The organism is Yinghuangia sp. ASG 101 (genome assembly GCF_021165735.1).
GTDB lineage: Bacteria > Actinomycetota > Actinomycetes > Streptomycetales > Streptomycetaceae > Yinghuangia.
In genome coordinates, this window is the sequence record NZ_CP088911.1 from 4084427 (window position 1) to 4104411 (window position 19985).

Annotated in this window: 15 protein-coding genes, 1 tRNA gene and 1 pseudogene; 7 read left to right on the forward strand and 10 right to left on the reverse strand. The window is 72.6% G+C overall.

The genetic code is table 11. The features are described from left to right. Positions 1-432: 432 nt before the first annotated feature. From LO772_RS17455 to LO772_RS17475, 5 genes and pseudogenes are all read right to left on the reverse strand, one after another. Positions 433-2230, reverse strand: a pseudogene (locus LO772_RS17455) (IS481 family transposase). 315 nt (positions 2231-2545) lie between these two features. Next, a complete protein-coding gene (locus LO772_RS17460) occupies positions 2546-3658 on the reverse strand; it encodes a hypothetical protein (RefSeq protein WP_231779328.1) in 1113 nt (370 codons plus the stop codon). Positions 3659-3981: 323 nt separating this feature from the next. After that, positions 3982-4070 (reverse strand) — tRNA-Ser (locus LO772_RS17465). A gap of 116 nt (positions 4071-4186) precedes the next feature. After that, positions 4187-5695, reverse strand: a complete 1509-nt coding sequence (locus LO772_RS17470; protein ID WP_231779329.1) for a S1C family serine protease — start codon at positions 5693-5695, stop codon at positions 4187-4189. A 242-nt stretch (positions 5696-5937) separates the two neighbouring features. Then, positions 5938-6333, reverse strand: a complete 396-nt coding sequence (locus tag LO772_RS17475) for a TFIIB-type zinc ribbon-containing protein (protein WP_331717339.1) — start codon at positions 6331-6333, stop codon at positions 5938-5940. A gap of 147 nt (positions 6334-6480) precedes the next feature. Between LO772_RS17475 and LO772_RS17480 the strand changes: the two genes are divergently transcribed. The 3 genes from LO772_RS17480 (at position 6481) to LO772_RS17490 (ending at position 9210) form a co-directional block, all read left to right on the forward strand. Beyond that, positions 6481-7296, forward strand: a complete 816-nt coding sequence (locus tag LO772_RS17480; protein WP_231779330.1) for a glycerophosphodiester phosphodiesterase — start codon at positions 6481-6483, stop codon at positions 7294-7296. A 143-nt stretch (positions 7297-7439) separates the two neighbouring features. Next, positions 7440-7925 carry an ATP-binding protein gene (locus LO772_RS17485; protein ID WP_231779600.1) on the forward strand — a complete coding sequence of 162 codons (486 nt, stop codon included), beginning with the start codon at positions 7440-7442 and terminating at the stop codon, positions 7923-7925. A 319-nt stretch (positions 7926-8244) separates the two neighbouring features. Next, on the forward strand, positions 8245-9210 hold the full coding sequence (locus LO772_RS17490; protein WP_231779331.1) for a DUF5926 family protein: 966 nt from the start codon (positions 8245-8247) through the stop codon (positions 9208-9210). Between the two features lie 476 nt (positions 9211-9686). Here LO772_RS17490 and LO772_RS17495 read toward each other — a convergent pair whose 3' ends face one another. The 3 genes from LO772_RS17495 to LO772_RS17505 all read right to left on the reverse strand — a co-directional run bounded on the left by LO772_RS17495 (position 9687) and on the right by LO772_RS17505 (position 12156). Further along, complete coding sequence (locus LO772_RS17495; RefSeq protein ID WP_231779332.1) at positions 9687-10373, reverse strand: hypothetical protein; 687 nt, start codon at positions 10371-10373, stop codon at positions 9687-9689. 103 nt (positions 10374-10476) lie between these two features. After that, positions 10477-11232 (reverse strand): hypothetical protein, encoded by a 756-nt coding sequence (locus LO772_RS17500; RefSeq protein ID WP_231779333.1) that lies wholly within the window; start codon positions 11230-11232, stop codon positions 10477-10479. 171 nt (positions 11233-11403) lie between these two features. Further along, complete coding sequence (locus LO772_RS17505; protein WP_443089429.1) at positions 11404-12156, reverse strand: bifunctional DNA primase/polymerase; 753 nt, start codon at positions 12154-12156, stop codon at positions 11404-11406. 553 nt (positions 12157-12709) lie between these two features. Between LO772_RS17505 and LO772_RS17510 the strand changes: the two genes are divergently transcribed. Together LO772_RS17510 and LO772_RS17515 are read left to right on the forward strand one after the other, a co-directional pair. Continuing rightward, positions 12710-13531 (forward strand): glycosyltransferase, encoded by an 822-nt coding sequence (locus tag LO772_RS17510; RefSeq protein WP_231779334.1) that lies wholly within the window; start codon positions 12710-12712, stop codon positions 13529-13531. A gap of 165 nt (positions 13532-13696) precedes the next feature. After that, on the forward strand, positions 13697-15265 hold the full coding sequence (locus tag LO772_RS17515; RefSeq protein WP_231779335.1) for a hypothetical protein: 1569 nt from the start codon (positions 13697-13699) through the stop codon (positions 15263-15265). Here LO772_RS17515 and LO772_RS17520 read toward each other — a convergent pair. After that, complete coding sequence (locus LO772_RS17520; RefSeq protein ID WP_231779336.1) at positions 15206-17389, reverse strand: hypothetical protein; 2184 nt, start codon at positions 17387-17389, stop codon at positions 15206-15208. The two genes, LO772_RS17515 and LO772_RS17520, sit on opposite strands and share 60 nt — an antisense overlap. Positions 17390-17530: 141 nt before the next feature. Next, positions 17531-17974, reverse strand: coding sequence for an ATP-binding protein (locus LO772_RS17525; protein WP_231779337.1), 444 nt, complete (start codon positions 17972-17974; stop codon positions 17531-17533). A gap of 212 nt (positions 17975-18186) precedes the next feature. Here LO772_RS17525 and LO772_RS17530 point away from each other — a divergent pair, with 212 nt between their 5' ends. Continuing rightward, positions 18187-18945 carry a hypothetical protein gene (locus tag LO772_RS17530; protein ID WP_231779338.1) on the forward strand — a complete coding sequence of 253 codons (759 nt, stop codon included), beginning with the start codon at positions 18187-18189 and terminating at the stop codon, positions 18943-18945. A 268-nt stretch (positions 18946-19213) separates the two neighbouring features. Then, positions 19214-19984: a YcnI family protein gene (locus tag LO772_RS17535; RefSeq protein ID WP_231779339.1), complete on the forward strand. Its 771-nt coding sequence runs from the start codon at positions 19214-19216 to the stop codon at positions 19982-19984. Position 19985: the final 1 nt, after the last annotated feature.

Sequence of the window (19985 nt, forward strand, 5' to 3'; positions counted from 1 at the left end):
CACCGCATCGCCGAGGTCCTGAACCTCCCCAAGCCGCACTCGCCGACCGACGCGGATACCTCACCAACGACCAAGCCATCACAGGCACTTCGCTGATCTGGCCCACAGCCCTCGGCAGCGCCTGACCGCCAACAAACGATCACTGCCGAATTCCCAGGCAGCCGCCCGATGTTCGACGAGGCGACGTTGCCGGTCCATGGACACATACCGCACCGATCGACCTCCGGCCGATCCGGGGATTTTCCGTCCTTCCCCCGATCCCCCTACACGGTCCGTGACGACGCTTGCCCACGCACCTTGCCTTCCGCACCTGGGTGCCCCCGGTCGCGGCTTGCCTGCCACTCGCCCGCGTGTGGTCGAGCTTCGAGCGCTGATTGTCTAGTTCCATGTGATGGTTGACGTTTTGGCTTCACCTGATCCTTGACGGTGGGCCTAGGAACTCCTCCTATCTGTCCATTCGCCGGATTTGCGTACCCGGACCGGGCGGGTGGTGGTCCGAGGGATCGTCGCGACCAGGTCGCCCGCGTGGAAGACCCGCAGCTCAGCGTCGTCCACGCTGACCTGCACGACCGTGCGGGCATGCTGGCGGCCGAGCTGCACCCGCTGCCCCGCGACCATGAACCCGCCCGACGAGGACACCGCCCGCTCAGCCACCACCGGGCCCGGAGTCCGCGGAACCGGGACCGGACCGGCGGGACGCGCTCCTTGCAGCCGGCCGCACGCCGCAGCGGACAACGGGCACGGCAACGTCGCCAACGGCGTCCGCGCGTCGTCCATCACGTGCATGACCACGCCGTCCAGCCGCAGCGTGACCCGCCGACCGGCGAACGCCCAACCGACGTTGGCCTTGCCGTTCGCCAGCCCGACCAACCCCACGGCGTTCACCGTCCGGTCCACCTCCACGGCACCCACCGCCACCGCGTCCCCGCAGTCCACCGGAGCCGGACCCGCCGGCCGCGCCCGGCCCGACGCCAGCAACGCCCGCAGGTCCCGACCGGTCAGCTTCGACGGCAACGTCTTGTGCCTCGCACCGCCGATCAGCACATGCACCCGGTGCACGTCCACCCACAACGTCACCGGCCGCCCCGCCAACGCGGGACCGAACCAGAACTGCTGGCCGCACAGCCACAGATTCCCCGACGGCGGCACCACCCGGTCCACCTCCACCGCGTCCACCACCGGAGCCGACGACCGCCACGCCGACGGCAACTCCCGCCCCGGAACCGCAGGTTCACCCGACACATCCGCCGTGCCGACGCCGGTCAGCACTTCCAGCCTCGCGGGCAACACCGGCCCGGCCGCCTCCACTTTCATCGGGGCCTGCCGGGCGAAGAACCGCGACGCCGGGGTGGCCATGTCCAACGCCTGATGCGGACGCACCTCGTTGTAATAGGACCGCCACCCGTCCAACGCCTCCTGAGCCGCCGCGACATCGGCGAATCCGCTGTTTCCGTCCAGGAACTCACGCCGCAGCGAACCGTGGAACCGCTCGATCTTCCCCGTCGTCGTCGGCGAACTCGGCGCCGTCAGCCGCCGCTCGATCCCGTTCTCCCGGCAGATCCGCTCAAACAGCACCTCCGCCGCCGCACGCCCGGACGAGAACCGCCCGGTGAACTGCTTCCCGTTGTCGGTCAGCACCTCGTCCGGCACCCCGAACTCCCGCAACGCGTCCGCAAACGCCCCGCACACCGCACGACCCGACGCCCGCTCCACCACCCGCGCCAGCACCGCGAACCGGGAGTGATCGTCCACCCCCGTCACCACCTTGCACTCGGTGCCGTCCGCCAGGAACACCCCGCCCACGATGTCGAGTTGCCACAACTGCATCGGCGCGTCCCGCTCCCACCGCCGATAATCCTGACGGCGACGACGGCGCATCGCCGGCTCCACCAGGCCGTTGCGGACCAGCACCCGATACACCGTCGACCGCGACGGCACCGGATCCACACCCCGACGCCCCAACTCCCACACCAGCCGACGCGGACCCCACCGCGGATGCAACCGCCGGACCTCACACACCAGCGACTCCACATCCGAACCCAGCCGCCCCGGCGACGACACCGGACGATGCGACCGATCCGCCAACCCCGCAAGACCCCCGTCCCGATACCGCCGCACCCACGCATGCACCGACTGCCGCGACACCCGATACCGCAACGCCACCTCAGTGACCGGAACCCCCCGCAGCCACCTCCATCACCGCGTGATACCTCTGCTCAACCACGCTCAACTCCACCAGCACAGGCCCCGGCCCCCTCCACACGCACGACAAACCGACGCACGCGCATACCCCAACCAGGGCAAACCGGTGTCAAGCATCACCCGAAGCCATACCGTCAAGCATCACCCGGAACACGACAGCTTCGAGCGCTGATCAACTGCCGAATTAATCTCTACTGGATCAAGGGCGCGCCGGGCGCCCGGCCGACCGCCGCTCGACCGGGCGTGCGGCGTTCCGCCGGTCCCGGTCGGCGGCGGCCACCGCGCGCCCGCAGGACTACGGGAGACCCTCTCCCGTAGAGCTTGGACCGTCGTGGCGAGATGCCTAGAGGGGCCGCCGCGACTTGGGCAGATTGCCATCCATGAACTTCAGCACTGACGTGACAAGCATGAGGCCATAGACCGCATTAACTCGTGAGTACTGCTGTGGCCCCACAGCATGGGCACTGGGGTGCCGACCGTATACGCGCGGAATCTTGTCGCCCTTCTTCGGCCAGTACTCAGCGTGGGCATGCCACACAGGCGCGAAGGTCATAGCAGCCCGAAACTTGTAATCGTCTAGTTCAAACTTGATGCCGTTCTTCTTGAAGGTGTTCTTCGTCAGCTTCATCCGGTCTGCATCCTTGAAACAGCGGCGCATGACGCTGTCCAACAGATTTGCGGCCAGAGCCTGCGCCGCACTGGGTGGTCCCTGGCGGAGAACATCCACGCAGTCGAGCGCGTACTTGCAGTCGTGCTTGAGCTTAGGGTGCTCGATGGCCTGCAGGACCGTTTCACAATCAGACACAATCCCCCTCCAACGTCGACTGATGATCCGACGCCGCGAGGAAGCATCCGGTGCGTCGAGCAGCGCACGGACGACCTTGGGGCCAGGCACCCACATCAGCGGGATGCCCTCATCGATCACGATCGGCTCAAGTTCGCTGATGGTGGGATCGATCTCTTCGTCCCAGTTGTCAGGGTACTGCGAACGCCGCAGCTTGGCCAAGGATTCAAAGATCTGCTGCCACTGGGTCTGCTGGTTGACAATGTCGCTAAGAATTCCCAGCGTCGAACTCGTGAAGTTGAATGCCTTGTAAATAGAAGCATTGAAGGCCGAGAATTCCGCGATTTGCCGGTTAATGTACGCCAAGCCCGGGAAATCAACGCGCGGCAAGTTGACGAGGTTCATCTTCGGTTTGACTGAAGCCGCGATGCTCTGCTGCAAACGAGCCATGGCCTGCAAATGATCGCCGAGCGGATTGAACGAACTCATGATTCGCAGTTGCTCGGCCAAGGGGTTGAATGCGCCAATCGCACGCAGCTGTGCCGACAGCGGGTTAAACGCAGCGTTGTGCTGTTCGATAATTTGGTGCATCGCCGCGTAGAACCTCGTAACATCCGGTGACCTGTCAGGATCCGGCTCGTCGTCCGCGTCAGCCTCGGGCTCGTCGCTCATGACGCTGAGGATCGCACGCCCCGTTATAGCCAAGCCACAAGGTTTTCCGGACCTCAAGACGAGATCCCACGTCGCGAAAGCGGTGCAACCGAAGATCCGCAAATTTTGATCTTGTGCGAGCCATCGCGTTCACAGGTGTGGCAGGTGCCCTGTAGCCACGGATGGCCGGTGGACGCGTGGCACTTCGGCCTGTTCCGGTGATCCGCCACCCGTGCCCGATGACACAGGGAGCCGGGGGATACAGCGGGGTCTCGCGGTGAGTCAGGCAACGGCGAGGCCCCTGGCCGTTTTTGCTGGTCAGGGGCCTCGGGTGACTGGTGGGGCGGAGGGCGTGGGATTCGAACCCACGAACTGGGGTGAACCAGTTAGCGGTTTTCAAGACCGCCGCCATCGGCCTCTAGGCGAGCCCTCCTTGCCCGGGTCCCGGGAGGGATGGGGCCTGGACAGTGTCTCATGGCCGGGGCGTGCGATCACCGGGGATTCGGGGGGTGTGTGGAGGGCTGTGGCCTGGGCTTTTGGGTGAGGGGGTTACTGGTCGCCCTCGCGTTGGCCGAGGGTGACGTTGGTGGTGCCTTCCTTGCCGTCGCGGAGGTAGGTGATCTTGATCGTCTCGCCCGGCTTGTGGCTCCAGATCTCGCTGAAGAGGTCTTCGTAGCCGGTGATCGTGTGGTCGCCGAGCTTGGTGATGACGTCGCCGGCCTTGAGGCCCGCCTTGTCGGCGGGGCCGCCCGCGGTCACGGGGGGCTGGCCCTGGACGGAGCTCTGCCGGATGCGGGCGCCGACGCCGCTGTATTCGGGGTCGGGGATGACGCCGACCTGGGCGTACACCGGCTTGCCGGTCTTGATCAGGGTCTCCGCGACCCACTTGGCCTGGTTGATCGGGATCGCGAAGCCGAGACCCACGCTGCCGGTCGACTGCTGGCCGCCGAACGGGTCGGAGCCGCCGCCGGAGCGGATCGCCGAGTTGACCCCGATGACGTTGCCGCGGGCGTCCAGCAGCGGGCCGCCGGAGTTGCCGGGGTTGATCGACGCGTCGGTCTGGAGCGCGTTCATGTACGAGACCTGCTGCTGGTCGCCCGACGCGACCGGGCGGTCCTTCGCGCTGATGATGCCGGTCGTGACGGTGCCGTCCAGGCCGTACGGCGAACCGATCGCGAGGACCGCGTCGCCGACCGCGACCGCGGCGCTGTCGCCGAGCGGAAGCGGCTGGAGGTTCGGCGCGTTGTCGACCTTCACCACCGCGAGGTCGTAGCCCTCCGCGCGGCCGACGATCTTGCCGGGCACGGTGGTGCCGTCGGCGAACCTGACGGTCAGCTCCCCGCCGTCGGCGGCGAGCGCCACGACGTGGTTGTTGGTCAGGATGTGGCCCTCGGTGTCCATCACGAAGCCGGCGCCGGTGCCCTCCTGCGTCCCGAGCCCGCCGCTGCCGCTCTTGGTCGTGATGGTGACCGTGCCGGGGAGTGCCTTGGCCGCTATTCCGGCGACCGACTCGGGCGCGCGGTTGACCGACGCCGGGTCCACGGGCGGGTTGGCGGTGTTGACCGTCGACGACGCCGAGTTGTTGTCGCGGTCGGCGATCCACGCGCCGATGCCGCCGCCGACGCCGCCCGCGAGCAGGGCGGTGAGCACGGCGGTCGCCACGAGCGGGTTAGGGCGCCGGCGCTTCTTCGGGGCGGGCGCGGCGAAACCGGGGTAGCCGGGGTACGCCCCGGCCGGGAAACCGTACGGCGGCGGCACGCTTCCGTCGGCGGGAACCGCGCCCGGAGCGCCCGGCGCGGCATGCGCGGCACCCGGAGCGGCGAACGCGGCGGCCGGGTCGTGGGCGGGAGGGGGCGGCGGCGGCGGCCACGCGGTCGCCGCGGCGTCGACGGGAGGACTGCCCGCCGCCGGTGCTCCGGCGGCCTCCGCGCGGGGAGCCTGCCCGGCGCCGGCTTCGCCGCCGTCCGGGGCGCGGACCGCCTCGGGCTCGGACGGCGCGAGGCGATTCTCCTCCCCCGGTGCCGGCGTGCCACCGGCGACCTCGCGATCGTCGTTCACTCGGACCTCCACTCATCGGCGACTCTGCGCCTCAAGGGTGCCCGAAGGCGTGTCGGAACACGGTTAACGGACGGGCGCCCGAGGCACGGCGTTCTTTATCCCGGGATTATCCGCGGGTCGGCACCCGCCCGCCCGACGGCACACAACGGTCGAGGACGGTCGAGGACGCTCAAGGACGATCGAGAACGGCGGCGCGGCTCGCACCCGGTCGACGCCCCGCACGGCAGGCGACCCGGCGGCGATCAGTCGAAGAGCTGCTGGATGAAGCTCCGGCGGTGACCATGCCCGTGCCGCCCGTGCCCGTAGTAGCCGTGGCCGCCGCGGCGGTGGCCGTAGTAGCCGCCGTGTCCGCCGTGCTTGCCGTGGCCGTAGTAACCGTGGCCGTGTCCGCCCTGCGCGTGCGGCGCGGGGACCGGCGCGCCGTAGCCGGGGGCGGGAGCGGGAGCACCGTACGCGGGAGGCGGGGGCTGCTGCGGGTACGGCTGCTGCCCCCACGTCCGCTCCGCGTTGAGGATCTGCTCCAGTTCGCCGTGGTCGAGGAAGATCCCCCGGCAGTTGGTGCACTGGTCGATGGTGACACCGACGCGCTGGTAGGTCTGCATCATGCCGCGGCAGCGCGGACAGGTCAGCGTAGTCATGCGGTCAACGTACTCGCGGATCCCGCCTGGCGTACCGGCCCCGGGCGAGGGGCTCGGACGCCGCGGCCGAAAACCGCTCACACGCCCGACCACCCCCCGTCGACGCGCGGCCACCTGCCGTTGGCGGCGAAGTGGCACGATGACCGGGTGAGTCCTCATTCCGGGCCGACCGTGCAGGTGGTCGCGCACCGGGGATCGTCCGAAGACGTCCCCGAGCACACCCTCGCCGCGTACCAAAAAGCGATCAAGGACGGCGCCGACGCGCTCGAGTGCGACGTACGCCTGACCGCCGACGGCCACCTCGTGTGCGTGCACGACCGTCGCGTCAACCGCACGTCCAACGGCCGCGGCGTGGTCTCCACCCTCGAACTCTCCGAGTTGTCGGCACTCGACTTCGGCTCGTGGAAGGCCGAGGCGCTGCACTCGGACGACCCCGAGGCGCCCGAGTGGGACCGTACGTCGGTGCTGACGCTCGACCGACTCGTACAACTGGTCGTCGACGCCGACCGCCCCGTGCAGCTCGCGATCGAGACCAAGCACCCGACGCGCTACGCGGGCCTGGTCGAGCGCCGGCTCGTCGAACTGCTCGACCGCTTCGGACTCGCCCACCCCGTCGCCGGCCGCCCGTCGCCGGTGCGCGTCATGAGCTTCTCGCAGATGTCGCTGCGCCGGATCCGGCACCTCGCGCCGCGTCTGCCCGTCGTCTACCTGATGGAGCGGGTGCCGCTGCGCTTCCGCGACGGCACCCTGCCCAAGGGCGTGTCCATCGCCGGGCCGAGCATCGAGATCGTGCGCGCCCATCCCCGCTTTGTCGCGCGGCTGCACCGCGCCGGGCAGCGCGTCCACGTGTGGACCGTCGACCGCCCCGAAGACGTCGAGCTGTGCCTGCGGCTGGGCGTCGACGCGATCATCACCAACCGGCCCGGGAGCGTCCTCGACCACGTGGCCGGCCACACGTTCTAGGCGTCAGCCCCCGGACGGATCGCCGGATTTCGTGCCGACTGTGGCGCTTCGCACGGTCTGCGGCCCCTCTGCGGCCGTTTCCCGTCGCGGCGCACCGGGCATCCCTTGGCCGACACAGGTGCGAAGGAGGTCCGGGGGTGGCAATGGTCGTGGCCCGTGGGGTGCCCGATTCCGAAGCTGTGCTCGTTCCCCACGCCTCCGCCGGCGTCGGCGACGCACGGCACCGCCTGATCGCCGGGCTCACCGCACGCGGGCTGGACGACTCCGTCGTCGACGACGCGGCCCTCGTCCTGTCCGAACTGCTGAGCAACGCCCTCAAACACGCGTACCCGCTGCCGTCCGGCGGTGTCCGTGCGGCGTGGGCGGTGCGCCCGGACCGCCTCCTCGCCATCGAGGTCACCGACGGAGGCGGCCCGACACGGCCGCGCCGGCCCAGCCCGTCGCTCACCGCCCGCGGCGGGCGCGGGCTCTCGATCATCGACGCGCTGGCCGCCGAATGGGGAGTGCGCGGTACGGCGGAGGACGGGGTCACCGTGTGGGCGCTGCTCCCCACGCGGGTGCGCGGCGGCGCGGCGGACGACGTCCGCGACTTCTTCGACATCGACGCCGTCGAGCCGCTGGACGGCTGACCCTTCCGCGCCCGGCGGCCTGCCCCGACATCGCGGAATGGGCTATATGCCGGGAGCGGACTACGCTCGCGGTCGTCAATCGTCCAGAGCTTGCTCGGAAGTCCGCGTCGGAGCGCCGCGCCGGTCCGGGACGCGCGCTCGTGTGCCTGGTGTCCCTCGCACCCGCGCGGCCCGGGTCGGCGGGCGGTCGCGTCCGGGCGCCGTCCGCGATGCCCCCCAGGGCGTCCCCTCGCGCGGCCCCGGAACCGGTGCGCGGACTCCGGCGGGACCTTCCCGCAGGCCCTGGATCCGCGATCTGCGACCGGGAGAGATCTCAAGCATGGGCAAGAAGGCCGCGCGGAAGGGCCGTTACACGACGAATTCGACCACCGCCACGGATACCGTTCCGGTGGTCGGCGGGCGCGAACCCTGTCCCTGCGGCTCGGGCCGCCGCTACAAGGCGTGCCACGGCCGCGAGGCGTCGACCGCCGCCGAGTCCCTGGTCCACCGGCCGTTCGAGGGGCTGGCGAACGAATGCGACTGGGTCGCGCTGCGCGAGCTGGTGCCGGCCGCGACAGCCCGGCTCACGCTGGCCGGGGCGGAGGCGGACCGGTCGGTGACGCTGGCCACCGTGCTGCCGATGGCCTGGCCCGCGCTACGCCGCGACAACGGCGCGATCCTCATCGGCCTGCAGACCCACACGAGTTCGGGCGACGTCAGCCGGGATCTGGCGGACGCGCTGGAGCGCGCGCTGGCGGCCGAGGACGGCTCGCCGGTCACCCCCGGCCCGCTGCCGGGCCCCGGGCCCCGGCTGCAGGACCTGCTCGACCCGGACGCGCCTTTGGCGGTGACGGTGCACGAGGGCTTCGACTTCTGGGTCGAGGACGCGGAGTCGGCGACCGGGGAGGTGGCCGCGTCCCTGGAGCGCGCGAACGCCGCCGCGACGCCGACGGCGCGCCTGACGTCGGTGGACGCGGCGTACTGGTGCGGCATGCGTGAGAAGAATCACCTGCGCTGGGTCATGCCCCATCCGGAGGAGAAGCTGCTCGACGCGATCGCGCGCCTGCACGCCGCCGACGCGTCGTCGCTGGGCGAGGGGACGCGGTTCGTCGGCTCGTTCCGGGCGCACGGCCTCATGGTCCCGGTGTGGGACCTCCCGGGCGCGATGCCGGCCGAGGATGTCGAGAAGCCGGCGACCGATTTCGGTGCGCGGTTGGCGGAAGCCCTCGCCGACGACAGTCCCTTGACGCCGCGTCAGCGCAGTGCGCGGAACGGGCTCCTCAACCGGCAGATCACCCTCAATTAACGTGCCACCGCCCGCGCGCGGGTGCGGGACGCCGGTTCCCGCGCGCGGAGCGGGGCCCTCGCACCCGCCGCACGGCGGTGCTCCGCGCGACGCGGTGTGCCGGGCTCCGGGCCGGATTCACCGAGGGTGGGAGGGGTGCGACACATTGGACCTGGTCCAATTCCGCCCCGGACTTGGGTCCTGGGAAGTTGCCTGTTACCTTTGATCCTGCCCGGCCGCTGATGCATCCCCCGTCTTCAGCGGCCGGGCCCTTTCTTTGTCCGGACCGCCCGCGAGAACGGGTGCATTCGCCCCGGGGCCACCGACGAGCCGCCTCCCGGACAAACGCGCGTCATGTGCCGGACATCCCGTGTCACGGGCTCGGCGTCGCCAGACAGGAAGCACCCGGTTGTCCCGAATCGGCTGGTTTCCGCCCCTGTCGCCACCGCGTGCGCGGGCCCGGCCACCGCACGGCCGGGCCCGCACCTCGTCCGCGGTCATTCGGCCGACGCGGTCCCCGATCGCAGCACCTTGCGGGACGCGTCCGCCGTGGCGATCTCGGCGATCGCGGACCACGCCGACAAGGGTTGGTCGGTGCGCAGCCCGGGCGTCTCGCACTGCCCGTCGCCCGCGCCCGCGTCGACGGTGCAGCGCATCTCGATCGTGCCGTTGTCGGGACGCATCAGCACCAGGACCAGGGCCAGCGGCTCGGCCGTCGGGTTGCGGTAGTGCACGCGGGCCGACACCTCGCCGCCCTCGCGCACGACGCACGTCTGCGCCCTGACCCCGCCGGGCGCCTCGACGGCCTTGCCGCACACGGTGTTCGCCACCGCGGTGGACGCGGTGGCGGTCGGTGCCGGTACGGCGGCCGGTCCGCCGGGGACGGTCGTGGCGGCGGGTGCGGGCTTGCCGGTCGGGCTGGAACTTCCCTTGGCTCCGGGGGAGTTCGTACCGGCGAGGAGCTGCTTCACGGCGTCGGCGCCGGCGGGGGCGTCCGGGTCGACGCCGTTGCCGAACGCGTACGAGCCGGACGGCACCGGTGCGACGACGACCGAACTCCCGTCGGCGGACGACGACTTGGACCGCGAATCGGCCGAGGCCGCCGCGAGGGGGATGACCAGGCAGAGCCCCACCGTGGTGGTGAGCGCCGCGGTGCGAACGCGTGCCGAACGTGCCCGCTGCATGCTGTCTCCTCGCGCGAAGGCCCGCCCGTTGCACGCGGTTCGCGGGACCCGGTCAGTGGCGGAAAGGAGCCTATCGCCTGGCCGGTCCCCGGACGATCACTCGTCAGCCGGCGAACGGTCCGGTGGTGAGCCAACCGCCGGGGGCCATGCCGAGCACCACGCCGTGGCAGCCCTGCGCGTAGGCGCGCAGCGAGATGTTGATGCCCGGCTCGCCGGCCGCCACCGGCGGGTCGAGGTCGAGGTGCTCGTCGACGAGCTCGGCCAGGTGCAAGTGCGCCTGACTCCAAGGGAGTTCCTGCTCGCCGGCGGCGCCCAGGGCACGCAGCACCGCCCGATGGGCGCGGCCGAGGACGTCGTCGACCTCGTCGTTTCCGGTCACAGGGCGCGGCAGCATGGCGCGCAGCGCGGCGGCGTCGTCCAGGATCCGCCGCACCTGGTCGACATCGCCGGCGGGAAGCAGCTCCGCGTCGCCGGGAGTTCGGCCGTCGACGATCGCCTGGAGCACCGACGCGGCGGCGAGCGCGTAGGCGGCGTTGCGCTCGAAGGCGAGCCGCCGGATGCCGTTGTAGTGGGTGTAGACGAGGGATTCCATCTGCCACGCGACGTTCGTGCGGGGCTGGAACGTCGCGCCGGACTCGTCCTGCCGGGCGCGCTCGTACTCGACGCGGACCCTGCCGACCGCGAGGTCGGCGCTCTCCAGCGCGAGGTCTACGTCGACGCACAGGCGCGCCAGGCTCTCCAGACCGGCGGAGACCGCCGGAGGCAGCGCGGAGCCGTTTCGGCCGTCGGGTCCGGACCCGTGCGCGTGGTCCACGAACTCCCGCGTGGCACCGGCTTCGTACCCGTCCGGCTGACGCATGTCCGTCCTCTCCCCGAGGCGCCCGATCGCCCTCACGCTACCGCCGTACGCGCGGCGATGGGAGTCATGCCGCGACTCGGCGGAAAAGGAAGGCAACGCTCCGTATACGGACGATCATGGCCAAACAGCGCGCATGAGGGGGCGTACGCCGGGCGCCTTCCCGAGCGCGCGTCAGGCGGACCGGCGTACCTGGGTCACGGAATGACAGGTGTCGACCAAGGTGCGCACGAGGTCGGCGACATGCGGCAGCCAGGGCGCCGCGGCTCCCGGGACCGCGGCGCCGGCCGGTGCGACCGCCCAGCGCAGCGGTCCGCCCGGCACGCGGGACGGCGGCAGGGCGAGGTAGCCGTCGTCGCCGTGGCAGCGCAGCGTGAAGGGAACCGTGCCGTACCGGTCGAGTCCGTAGCGGTCGAGCAGGTCGCCCAGCTCGTCCAGCGTGTAGGGCGCGACCAGGAAGGCGTACCGCCCGGGCGCGGCCACGACGGGGCCGGTGCGCACGCCGAGCGTCCGCAGCTGCCCGAGGGCCCGGACGCCGGCCTCCTCCGGCACGCTCAGCGCGGCGACGCGGCGGCCGGTGGCCAGGATGAGGGGGGCGGTCGGGAAGCGGCCCCACCACCAGCGCACCATGCGCTCGTCGGCGCTCGCGGCGAGCAGGGACGGGCGCACCTCGTCCCCGGCGGAGCGCCCCGCGGGGGAACGTCCCGGGGACGCCCCGGCCACCGGGTCGATCGGGAGGGCGGAGGCGGGCGGCTCGGGGTGTGCTCCGGGGAGGGCGCAGTCGTCGCGTCCGCAACCGCACGTGCCTCCCCACCGGTCCAGGCCCACGCCGGGCAGCACGGGCCAATCCCATCGGGCACACGCCACCGCGGCGGACAGCAGTGCGGATCGTTCCCTACGTCGCTTTCCGAGGATCTCGCGCAGCATGGCGCTCGTTCCCTTCCGTGAGCCTGCCGGAAATGCCGGAAACTGCTGGAAACTTCCTGGACCTGCCAGAGCAACTGCGTGTGTGGTACGCCGGGTCGCGGCCTCCGCGAGGCGAACCGCGCCCCCGGACACAGGTTCGGAACCGTCTGGAACTGTGCTTGAACTGTGCTCGAACCGCGTTCGAAACTGTCTGCGAACTCTTCGTGCTCGAAACTGTCTCCGACAGTTTCGGAGCGCACCACATGCGGACCGAGTGGCGTGCCGTAGCGGACGGTGGCGCGGACGGCGGACCTGCGGTGCCCGCGAGAGCAGCGCAGTGGTGGCACTCCGCAGCCGGTGCGAGGCGATCCGCCATGCCGTTCCGGCCGACGAAACCCGATCAGCTCTTCACTTCTGCAAGGACGACTCGGCGCGCCGCAAAGGTTCCACGGGAGGCGTGTGACGACCTCCACTTTCTTTGTACCCGTTCCACGGAACACGGGCACGCCGCCGCGCCGCCGCGGGCGGGTGCGCGGGACATGGCACAGCCGCCCAGGATCTACGATCCCTTGCCATGGCGAATCAGGCATCCGGAGACCGCGGGTCCGATGAGGCGAACGGCGCACCGGCCCCCACCGCGGTGGTGATCCCGGCGCACGACGAGGAGCGCAGGGTCGGCGCGACCGTGCGGGCCGCGTCCGCGATCGCCGGGGTCGATCTCGTGGTCGTCGTGGACGACGGGTCGCGCGATGCCACGGTACGCGCCGCCGCGGCGGCGGGGGCGGTCGTCGTCCGCCACGGCCGCAACCGGGGCAAGGCAGCCGCGATGGAGACCGGGGCCGCGGCGGTGGCCGCGATCGACACCCGCGAGGGGCGCGGCACGCCGCAAGCCGCTCACCTGCTGCTGTTCCTGGACGCGGATCTGGAGGAGAGCGCGGCCAACGCCGCGGCGCTGATCCCTCCGGTGCGCGACGGCGAGGCGGCGATGACGATCGCGATCCTGCCGCCGCAGAAGCGGGCGGGCGGCGGGCACGGCTTCGTGGTGCGCGCGTCCCGCGACGGCATCCTGCGGGCCAGCGGCTTCGCCGCGACGCAGCCGCTGTCGGGGCAACGCTGTCTGACGCGCGAGGCGTTCGAGGCCGCACTCCCGTTGGCCGCCGGGTTCGGTGTCGAGACGGGGCTCACCATCGACCTGGTCCGGCAGGGGTACGCGGTGCGCGAGGTCGAGGTCGACCTCCACCACCGCGTGACCGGTACGGACTGGGCCGCGCAGCGGCACCGGGCCCTGCAGTACGCGCACGTGGCACGGGCGTTGGCGGAGCGCGGCGCGGCCGGGGCGCTCCCGGGCGCCGTACGCGGGCGCCGGACCGGCAGCCCCGCGGGGGCGGGCGGCTGAACGGGCCGGACACCTCGGGCGGACACGGATGTTTCATGGGAAACACGACCAAGCGACCACATGGCGGGAAACAGGTGTTTCACGTGAAACGCGACGAGCCCGAGGGGCCCAGGGGCTCCACGTGACGTCGCACGAGGCAGACAGCCCGGGGCCGGGGTGTTTCACGTGAAACGCGATCTCGCGGCGCCCGGCGACCCGGCGATCCCGACACCGGGCACCGACACCGCCGCCCTCGTCGTCCGGAAACCGGCGCTCCGATACGGCCGCGCGGCACTGGCCTGCCTGGGTGTCGGCATCGGGCTGGTGCTGCTGACGGGCCTCCTCGGCCCGAGCGCCGCCCAGCCGCCGCTGCCCGGGGCGCCCGGTTGGCTGCCTCCGTACCACGCGGGGACCGAGCCGTCGGCGGCGCTCGTCACCGGACTGCTGCTCGGATCGGCGCTGATCGGCGCGGTCGGCCTCGGCCTGGCGATACTCGCGCTGCGCGCGGGGTGGGCGCCGAACCCCCGGCGCCTGACGGTCGCCGGCGGCGCGGCGGCCGTGGCTGTGGTGCTCGTCCCGCCCATGGGGTCCGCCGACCACCTCGTCTACGCGGCCTACGGCCGGCTCGCCGCGACGGGCGGCAACCCGTACCACGACACCGCGCAGGACCTCGCGGCGCGCGGCGACCCGGTGGGCCTCGCGGTGGAGGCCCCGTGGCAGGACACGCCGTCGGTGTACGGCCCGGTCGCCACGGCCGAGCAGTGGCTCGCGGCCAGGATCGGCGGCACGTCGCCGCACACGACCGTATTGGTGCTGACGCTGATCGGCGCGCTCGCCTTCGTCGCGACCGGCCTGCTGCTGCAACGCGCGGTCGCGGAACGCGCCGCACGCGGTGGCGACGCGGCCTCGGCCGACCGCGCGCGGTCACGGGTCGCGCTGCTGTGGCTGCTCAACCCCCTGCTGTTGTTCGTGGGTGTCAACGCCGGGCACGCCGACACGGTCGCGGTCGCGTTCGCCGTCGCCGCGCTGGTCGCGGTGCGGCGCTCGGCGGCGCTCGCGGGCGTCCTGGTCGGCCTGGCCTGTGCCGCGAAGATCAGCCTCGGGCTGTACGTCCTCGCGCTGCTGTGGGGGCTCCGGCACCGCCGCCGGGACATGGGTGTGCTGCTGGGCGGCGCGCTGGTGGTCGGAGCCCTGACGTATGTGCCGCTCGGCACGCAGGCGTTCGCGCAGATGCGGGAGAACAGCAAGCTCGTCTCGCTCGCGATGCCGCTGCGGTTGACCGTGAAACCGCTCGAATCGGCGCTCGGCTCCGACCACGCGCGCACCCTCATCGGCCTGATCGGCTGGCTCTCCCTCGCGCTCGTCGCGTGGCTGCTCGCGCCCGTGGTCGCCCGCGCGGCCTCACGCGGCCCCCTCGGCGGCGACCCGGTGACGCGCGACGCCGCCGGGGCCGCGGCGCTGCTGACCGTCGCGTGGCTGCTGACCGCGCCCTACAGCCTGCCGTGGTACGACGTGGCGGCCTGGGCGCCGGTCGTGCTGCTGGCCGCGACCGCGACCGACGGACTGCTTCTCGCCCGGACGACGCTGCTGGTGTGCGCGTACGTCCCCGGACGCGCGATCCCGCTGCCGGACGCGGTCGACGGCTTCGCCCGGACGCTGCGCGGCACGGTCGGCCCGTACGCCGGGATCGCGCTGCTACTCGGCGCCGTGTGGCTCGGCCTGCGGGCGCGGCGCGGCACCCGCGTCGGATCCTGACCCGGCCGCGCTCTCGGCGGCGACCTCGGCGAGCACCGCGGCGACGAGGGGCACGGCGATCAGCAGCGCGACCGTCGGGATCTGGATACCGGAGTCGTTGGCCGCGTAGCCGACCACGGCGGTGACCCAGCACGCGATGAGGACCGGCCGCAGCCAGGTCACCCGCTCGTAGGCGGTCGGCAGCACCGTCGCCCGCAGCTTCGGCGGCGCGAGGATCGCGGTCAGCGCCAGCACCATGAGCACGGGGATCAGGAAGCCGACCGGCCCGTCAAACGAGCTGAGGTTGTCGGAGATCTTGCGCCGCAGCACCGATCCGGCCTCGCCGTCGATCACCTGCTGGACGAACCTGCCCAGATGCGAGCGGCTGCCGGCGGGCCGCGTCCAGTCCAGGACGGCGATCACGGTGACCGCGGCGACCGCACCGGCGGCCACCGCACCGGCCTTCACCCACGAGACGCGTGTCCCGGTCAGCAGCAGGCCCAGCACCGCGAAGCCGGGCACGAGGGCCAGCACGCCGCCGAAGTCGCTGCCGAACGCCGGCCAGCCGTCGACCACGACGGCCGCCAGGCCGCACGCGACGAGGACGAGGACGGCCGGACGCCGCGAACCGCCGCCCCGCCGCCGGGAGTCGTCGAGCATGGGGCCGACGAGCCACGCGGCGGCGAAGAGCACGACCATGCCGAACAACGACCACGCGACGTTGCCGAACCCGTAGAACCGGCCCGCGATCAGCGGCGACAACCCGAAGACGGTGTTCATCTGGAGGTGCGAGCCGGTGACGGCGTCGCCGGCCAGGATCACCGCGGTCGCCGCGGCGACGAACCCCGGCGGGCCATAGGGGTGCCGCCGCCACGGCCCGGCGAGCGCGGCGACGGTCAGCAGCGCGGCGCCGCCCAGCGACAGCCCGATGATCGCCGCCTCGGGGCTGGACGCCTCCGTCCACGGGAACAGCCCGACGAGGAACGTCGCGGCCGGAACGGACGCCGCCGCGACGGCCACCACCCGGAGCACGCGGAACACGCGGCGGCGGGCCGCGTCCGAGGCACCGGTCCGGCGCAACCGCCCCGACCACCCGATGCCCGCCGCGAAGACCAGCAGCGGGACGAGCGTGAGCCACGTGAGGAACTGGTACGTCTCCCGTACCTCGCGCGCGGCCTGCGCCCCCACGTCCAGGAGCCGCAGGTCGTGCACGGCGTCGGCACCGCTCGGCCCGCCGGTCCGGCGGACCTCGGCACCGACCATGGCGCTCGGTGCGCCGATCCCGAGCGGGGCGAGCAGGCTCGGCGCGATGTCGGTCAGCTGGGCCATGCCGTCCCGGCGGGTCGACGACGTGGTCAGCAGGCCCGAGCCGAAGCCGTCCCCCGAGACGGTGAGGACACGCAGGTGCGCGGCGTCGCCGCCGTCCGCGACACCCGCGACGACGAGGCGGGTGCGCGGCGGGAGTTCGGCGACGAGGCGGCCGAGTTCGGTGTCGAACGCCCGCAGGGCGTCGCCCGGGACGCGACCCGTCTCGGGGCGGTCGGTGGAGCCGAGGTCGACGACCGTCAGCGGGCACCGCGCGAGCGAGGCCTGGTCCAGCGCGGCGGCGTCCGGGAGATACCCCGCGGGGCTGCGCCCGTCCTTGTCCGCCGTGGCGACCGCCGCGCCGGGGCCGACCGCCGTCACGCAGCCGCCCGTACCCGCCACGGCCGCCGCGGCGGCGCCGAACGCCGGGTCGTACGCGTACTTGTCGTTGCGGTCGGCGACGCGCGGCAGGTCGGGAACCGTCAGCGCGCCGTCGGGTGCGACGACCGGCTCCGGTACGGGCGGGCACGCGCCGCCGGAACGTCCGCCGGTCGCCCGGGCTCCCGCGCCGACCGTGAGCCAACCGTCGGTCGGACACGTGGTCGACTCGACGGTGCGCACCGACAACGCCGCCGACGCGCCACGGCCGGTGAGCGCCGCCAGGTTCGGCGTACCGGACGCGGTGACGTCGGACCACATCAGACCCGAGACGCCGACGAGGACCACGTGGTCGACGGCCGAGGCGTCGTCGTCCGCGGCGGCCGGCGGCGCGAGGACTCCGCAGAGGACGGCCGCCACGGCGCACAGCACGAGGAGGTACCTGGCGGGGCGGGGCGTCACGTCGGGGCTCCTCGTACGGTCCGGTGCGGGCGGGCACCAGGCTATGCGGAGCGGTCGACGGCGACGCGGGCCACCGGGGAGCGAGGGCCGCGGACGGCCGGGCGTGCCGCGGTACGGCGGGCTCCGGCACCGAAACCGGCGTCACGCGGGGAGCAGGGCGTCCTTCCGCCAGCGCAGCGACTTCTCGAAACGAATGACCGCGCCCCGCTGCGGATGATTGCGCAGTTGGACGCGGTCGCACATGGCCTCGATCAACAGGAGCCCGCGCCCGCTCTCGGCTCCCGTCGCGGTCACGTGGTGGAGGGGTGTGCTCAGCCGCTCGGGCGGGAAGCCGGGCCCGGTGTCGCTCACTTCGATGCGGCACCGGCTGCCGATGATGCGGGCCCGGACCTCGAACTGTGTGTCGGGGTGGGTGCCGTGCGCGTGTTCGACGGCGTTGGCACAGGCCTCCGAGAGCGCGAGCCCGATCTCGGCGGCCACTCCCGGATCGACGCCCGCGGTCTCCATGGCCCCCATCAGCAACCGCCGCACCATCGGCACGCTCGCTCGTTCCCGGGGGAGGTGGACAGTCCACCGCATATCCATGAACGGGCCTCCGCTCAGAGTGTCGCAATCGGATATCGAATGCGTGGAAACTCTTGACGTCTCGGAGAAAGAGACTCAGCGCATATACCCGAATCCCCGAGAAAGTCCACAATTGATTTTTCCCCCGCCCGAGCCCGCCCGTATCGCCTGTCGCGACGGATGAGGGAGCCCCGAGGGAGTCGTGCGGGAAGGCGATGAGAACATGGGGCGTCATGCTCGCGTCCCGCCCTCTTCGCGCCGCACGCGCCGCCGTCTTCGCCGCGGTGTGTGTGGCGCTGTCCGCGGCCGGGCACGCGTTCATGAGCCACGAGCCGCTGCCGGTGTGGGCGCTCGCCGCCGGATTCGTCGTGGTGGGCGCGGTGGCGTACGCCGCCGCGGGACGCGAGCGCTCGTGGGCGGGGATCACCGCGCTGCTCGCGCTGGGCCAACTCGCGCTGCACACCCTCTTCAGCCTGGCCGCGGCGACCGCGGCGCCGGCCGGGCACCCCGGGACCGGGGGCGGCCTGAGCGTTCTCGACCGGCTGCTGTGCGGGAGCCGACACGCCGACGGGCGCATCGTGCTTCCCGAAGGCTGGTCGCCGCAGGACATCGTGGCCGCGGCGGGCCTGGACCCCACCGCCCCCGGTGCCCTGCCGGACACGACCGCGGCCGGACACGCCGCGGCCCCCACACTCTTCGACGGCGGCCTCGGCATGCTCGCCGCCCACCTCGTCGCGGCCCTGGCCGCGGGCTGGTGGCTGCGGCGCGGCGAGGCGGCGCTGTTCGGGCTGTTCCGCCTCCTGCGCCGCCTGCACACGAGCGCCGTCGCACCGCTGCGCACGGTTCTCGCGCTGCTGTTCGGGACCGTGCCGTGCGGGCACGCGCCCGCCGCGGTCCGCCGGACGCGCGCGTCCGAGCCGCGGCCGGTCTCCGTGCACCTGCGGCACGCCGTCGTGCGGCGCGGGCCGCCCGCTTTCGCACTCGCCTGCTGAACGCGGTGCCCCGCCCGGGGCACGCGGACCCGCCCGTCCGGCCCGGTGGCCGCGCGGGCGGACTCGGACGGCCCGCCTGCCCGCCCCGGGACCACGCGTCCCGGTGAGCCCGCACGCCGTGTCGCCCGAAGGAACCGGCAGGCGGACCCGACCGTGCTTGTGTCCCGCCCCGCCCGACCGCGAAGGTCCGGGCCGGGCACCGGTTTTCGCATGCCCGGCCCGCCAAGGGCCGTACGGCGTGCGCCCATTCACGGAGTTCTGACACCCCATGCAGCTCACGCAGCTCAGCAGCATCCGCCGGCGCGCGGCGGTTCTCGCCGCCGTCTCGACGGCGGCCGTCGTCGCCCTCGCCGCGCCCGCGTCCGCCCACGTGTCGGTGCAGCCCGGCGAGGCCGAGCAAGGCGGGTACGCGGGCGTGAAGTTCCGCGTCCCGAACGAGAACGACAGCGCGGGCACCACCAGGCTGGAGGTCACCCTCCCCGAGGACAAGCCGCTCACCTCGGTGCGCACCCGTCCGCTCGCGGGCTGGACGGCCGTCATCGAGAAGAAGCCGCTGGCCACGCCGATCACGTCGCACGGCAAGCAGATCACCGAGGCGGTCGCGAAGGTCACCTGGACCGCGAACCCGGGCGTGCGGATCAACCCCGGCGAGTACGAGGACTTCGAGGTGTCGATGGGGCAACTCCCGACCGACACCGACGTGTTGGTGTTCAAGGCGCTCCAGACGTACGACAACGGCGACATCGTGCGCTGGATCGACCTGCCCAACCCGGACGGCTCGGAGCCGGAGAAGCCCGCGCCGACGCTCAAGCTGGTGCCCGCCGACGGCGCGGCGGCGGCTCCGAACGCGACACCGTCCGGTGCCGGCGGCTCGACCGGCGGGTCGGCCGATCAGGTGACCGTGTCGGCGTCGTCCGAGGACAAGAGCGACTCCACCGCCCGGGGGCTCGGCATCGCGGGCCTCGTCGTCGGCGTCCTCGGCCTGGCCGCCGGGGCGTTCGGCATCGTCCGCGGCTCGCGCCGGAACGCCGCGAGCTGAT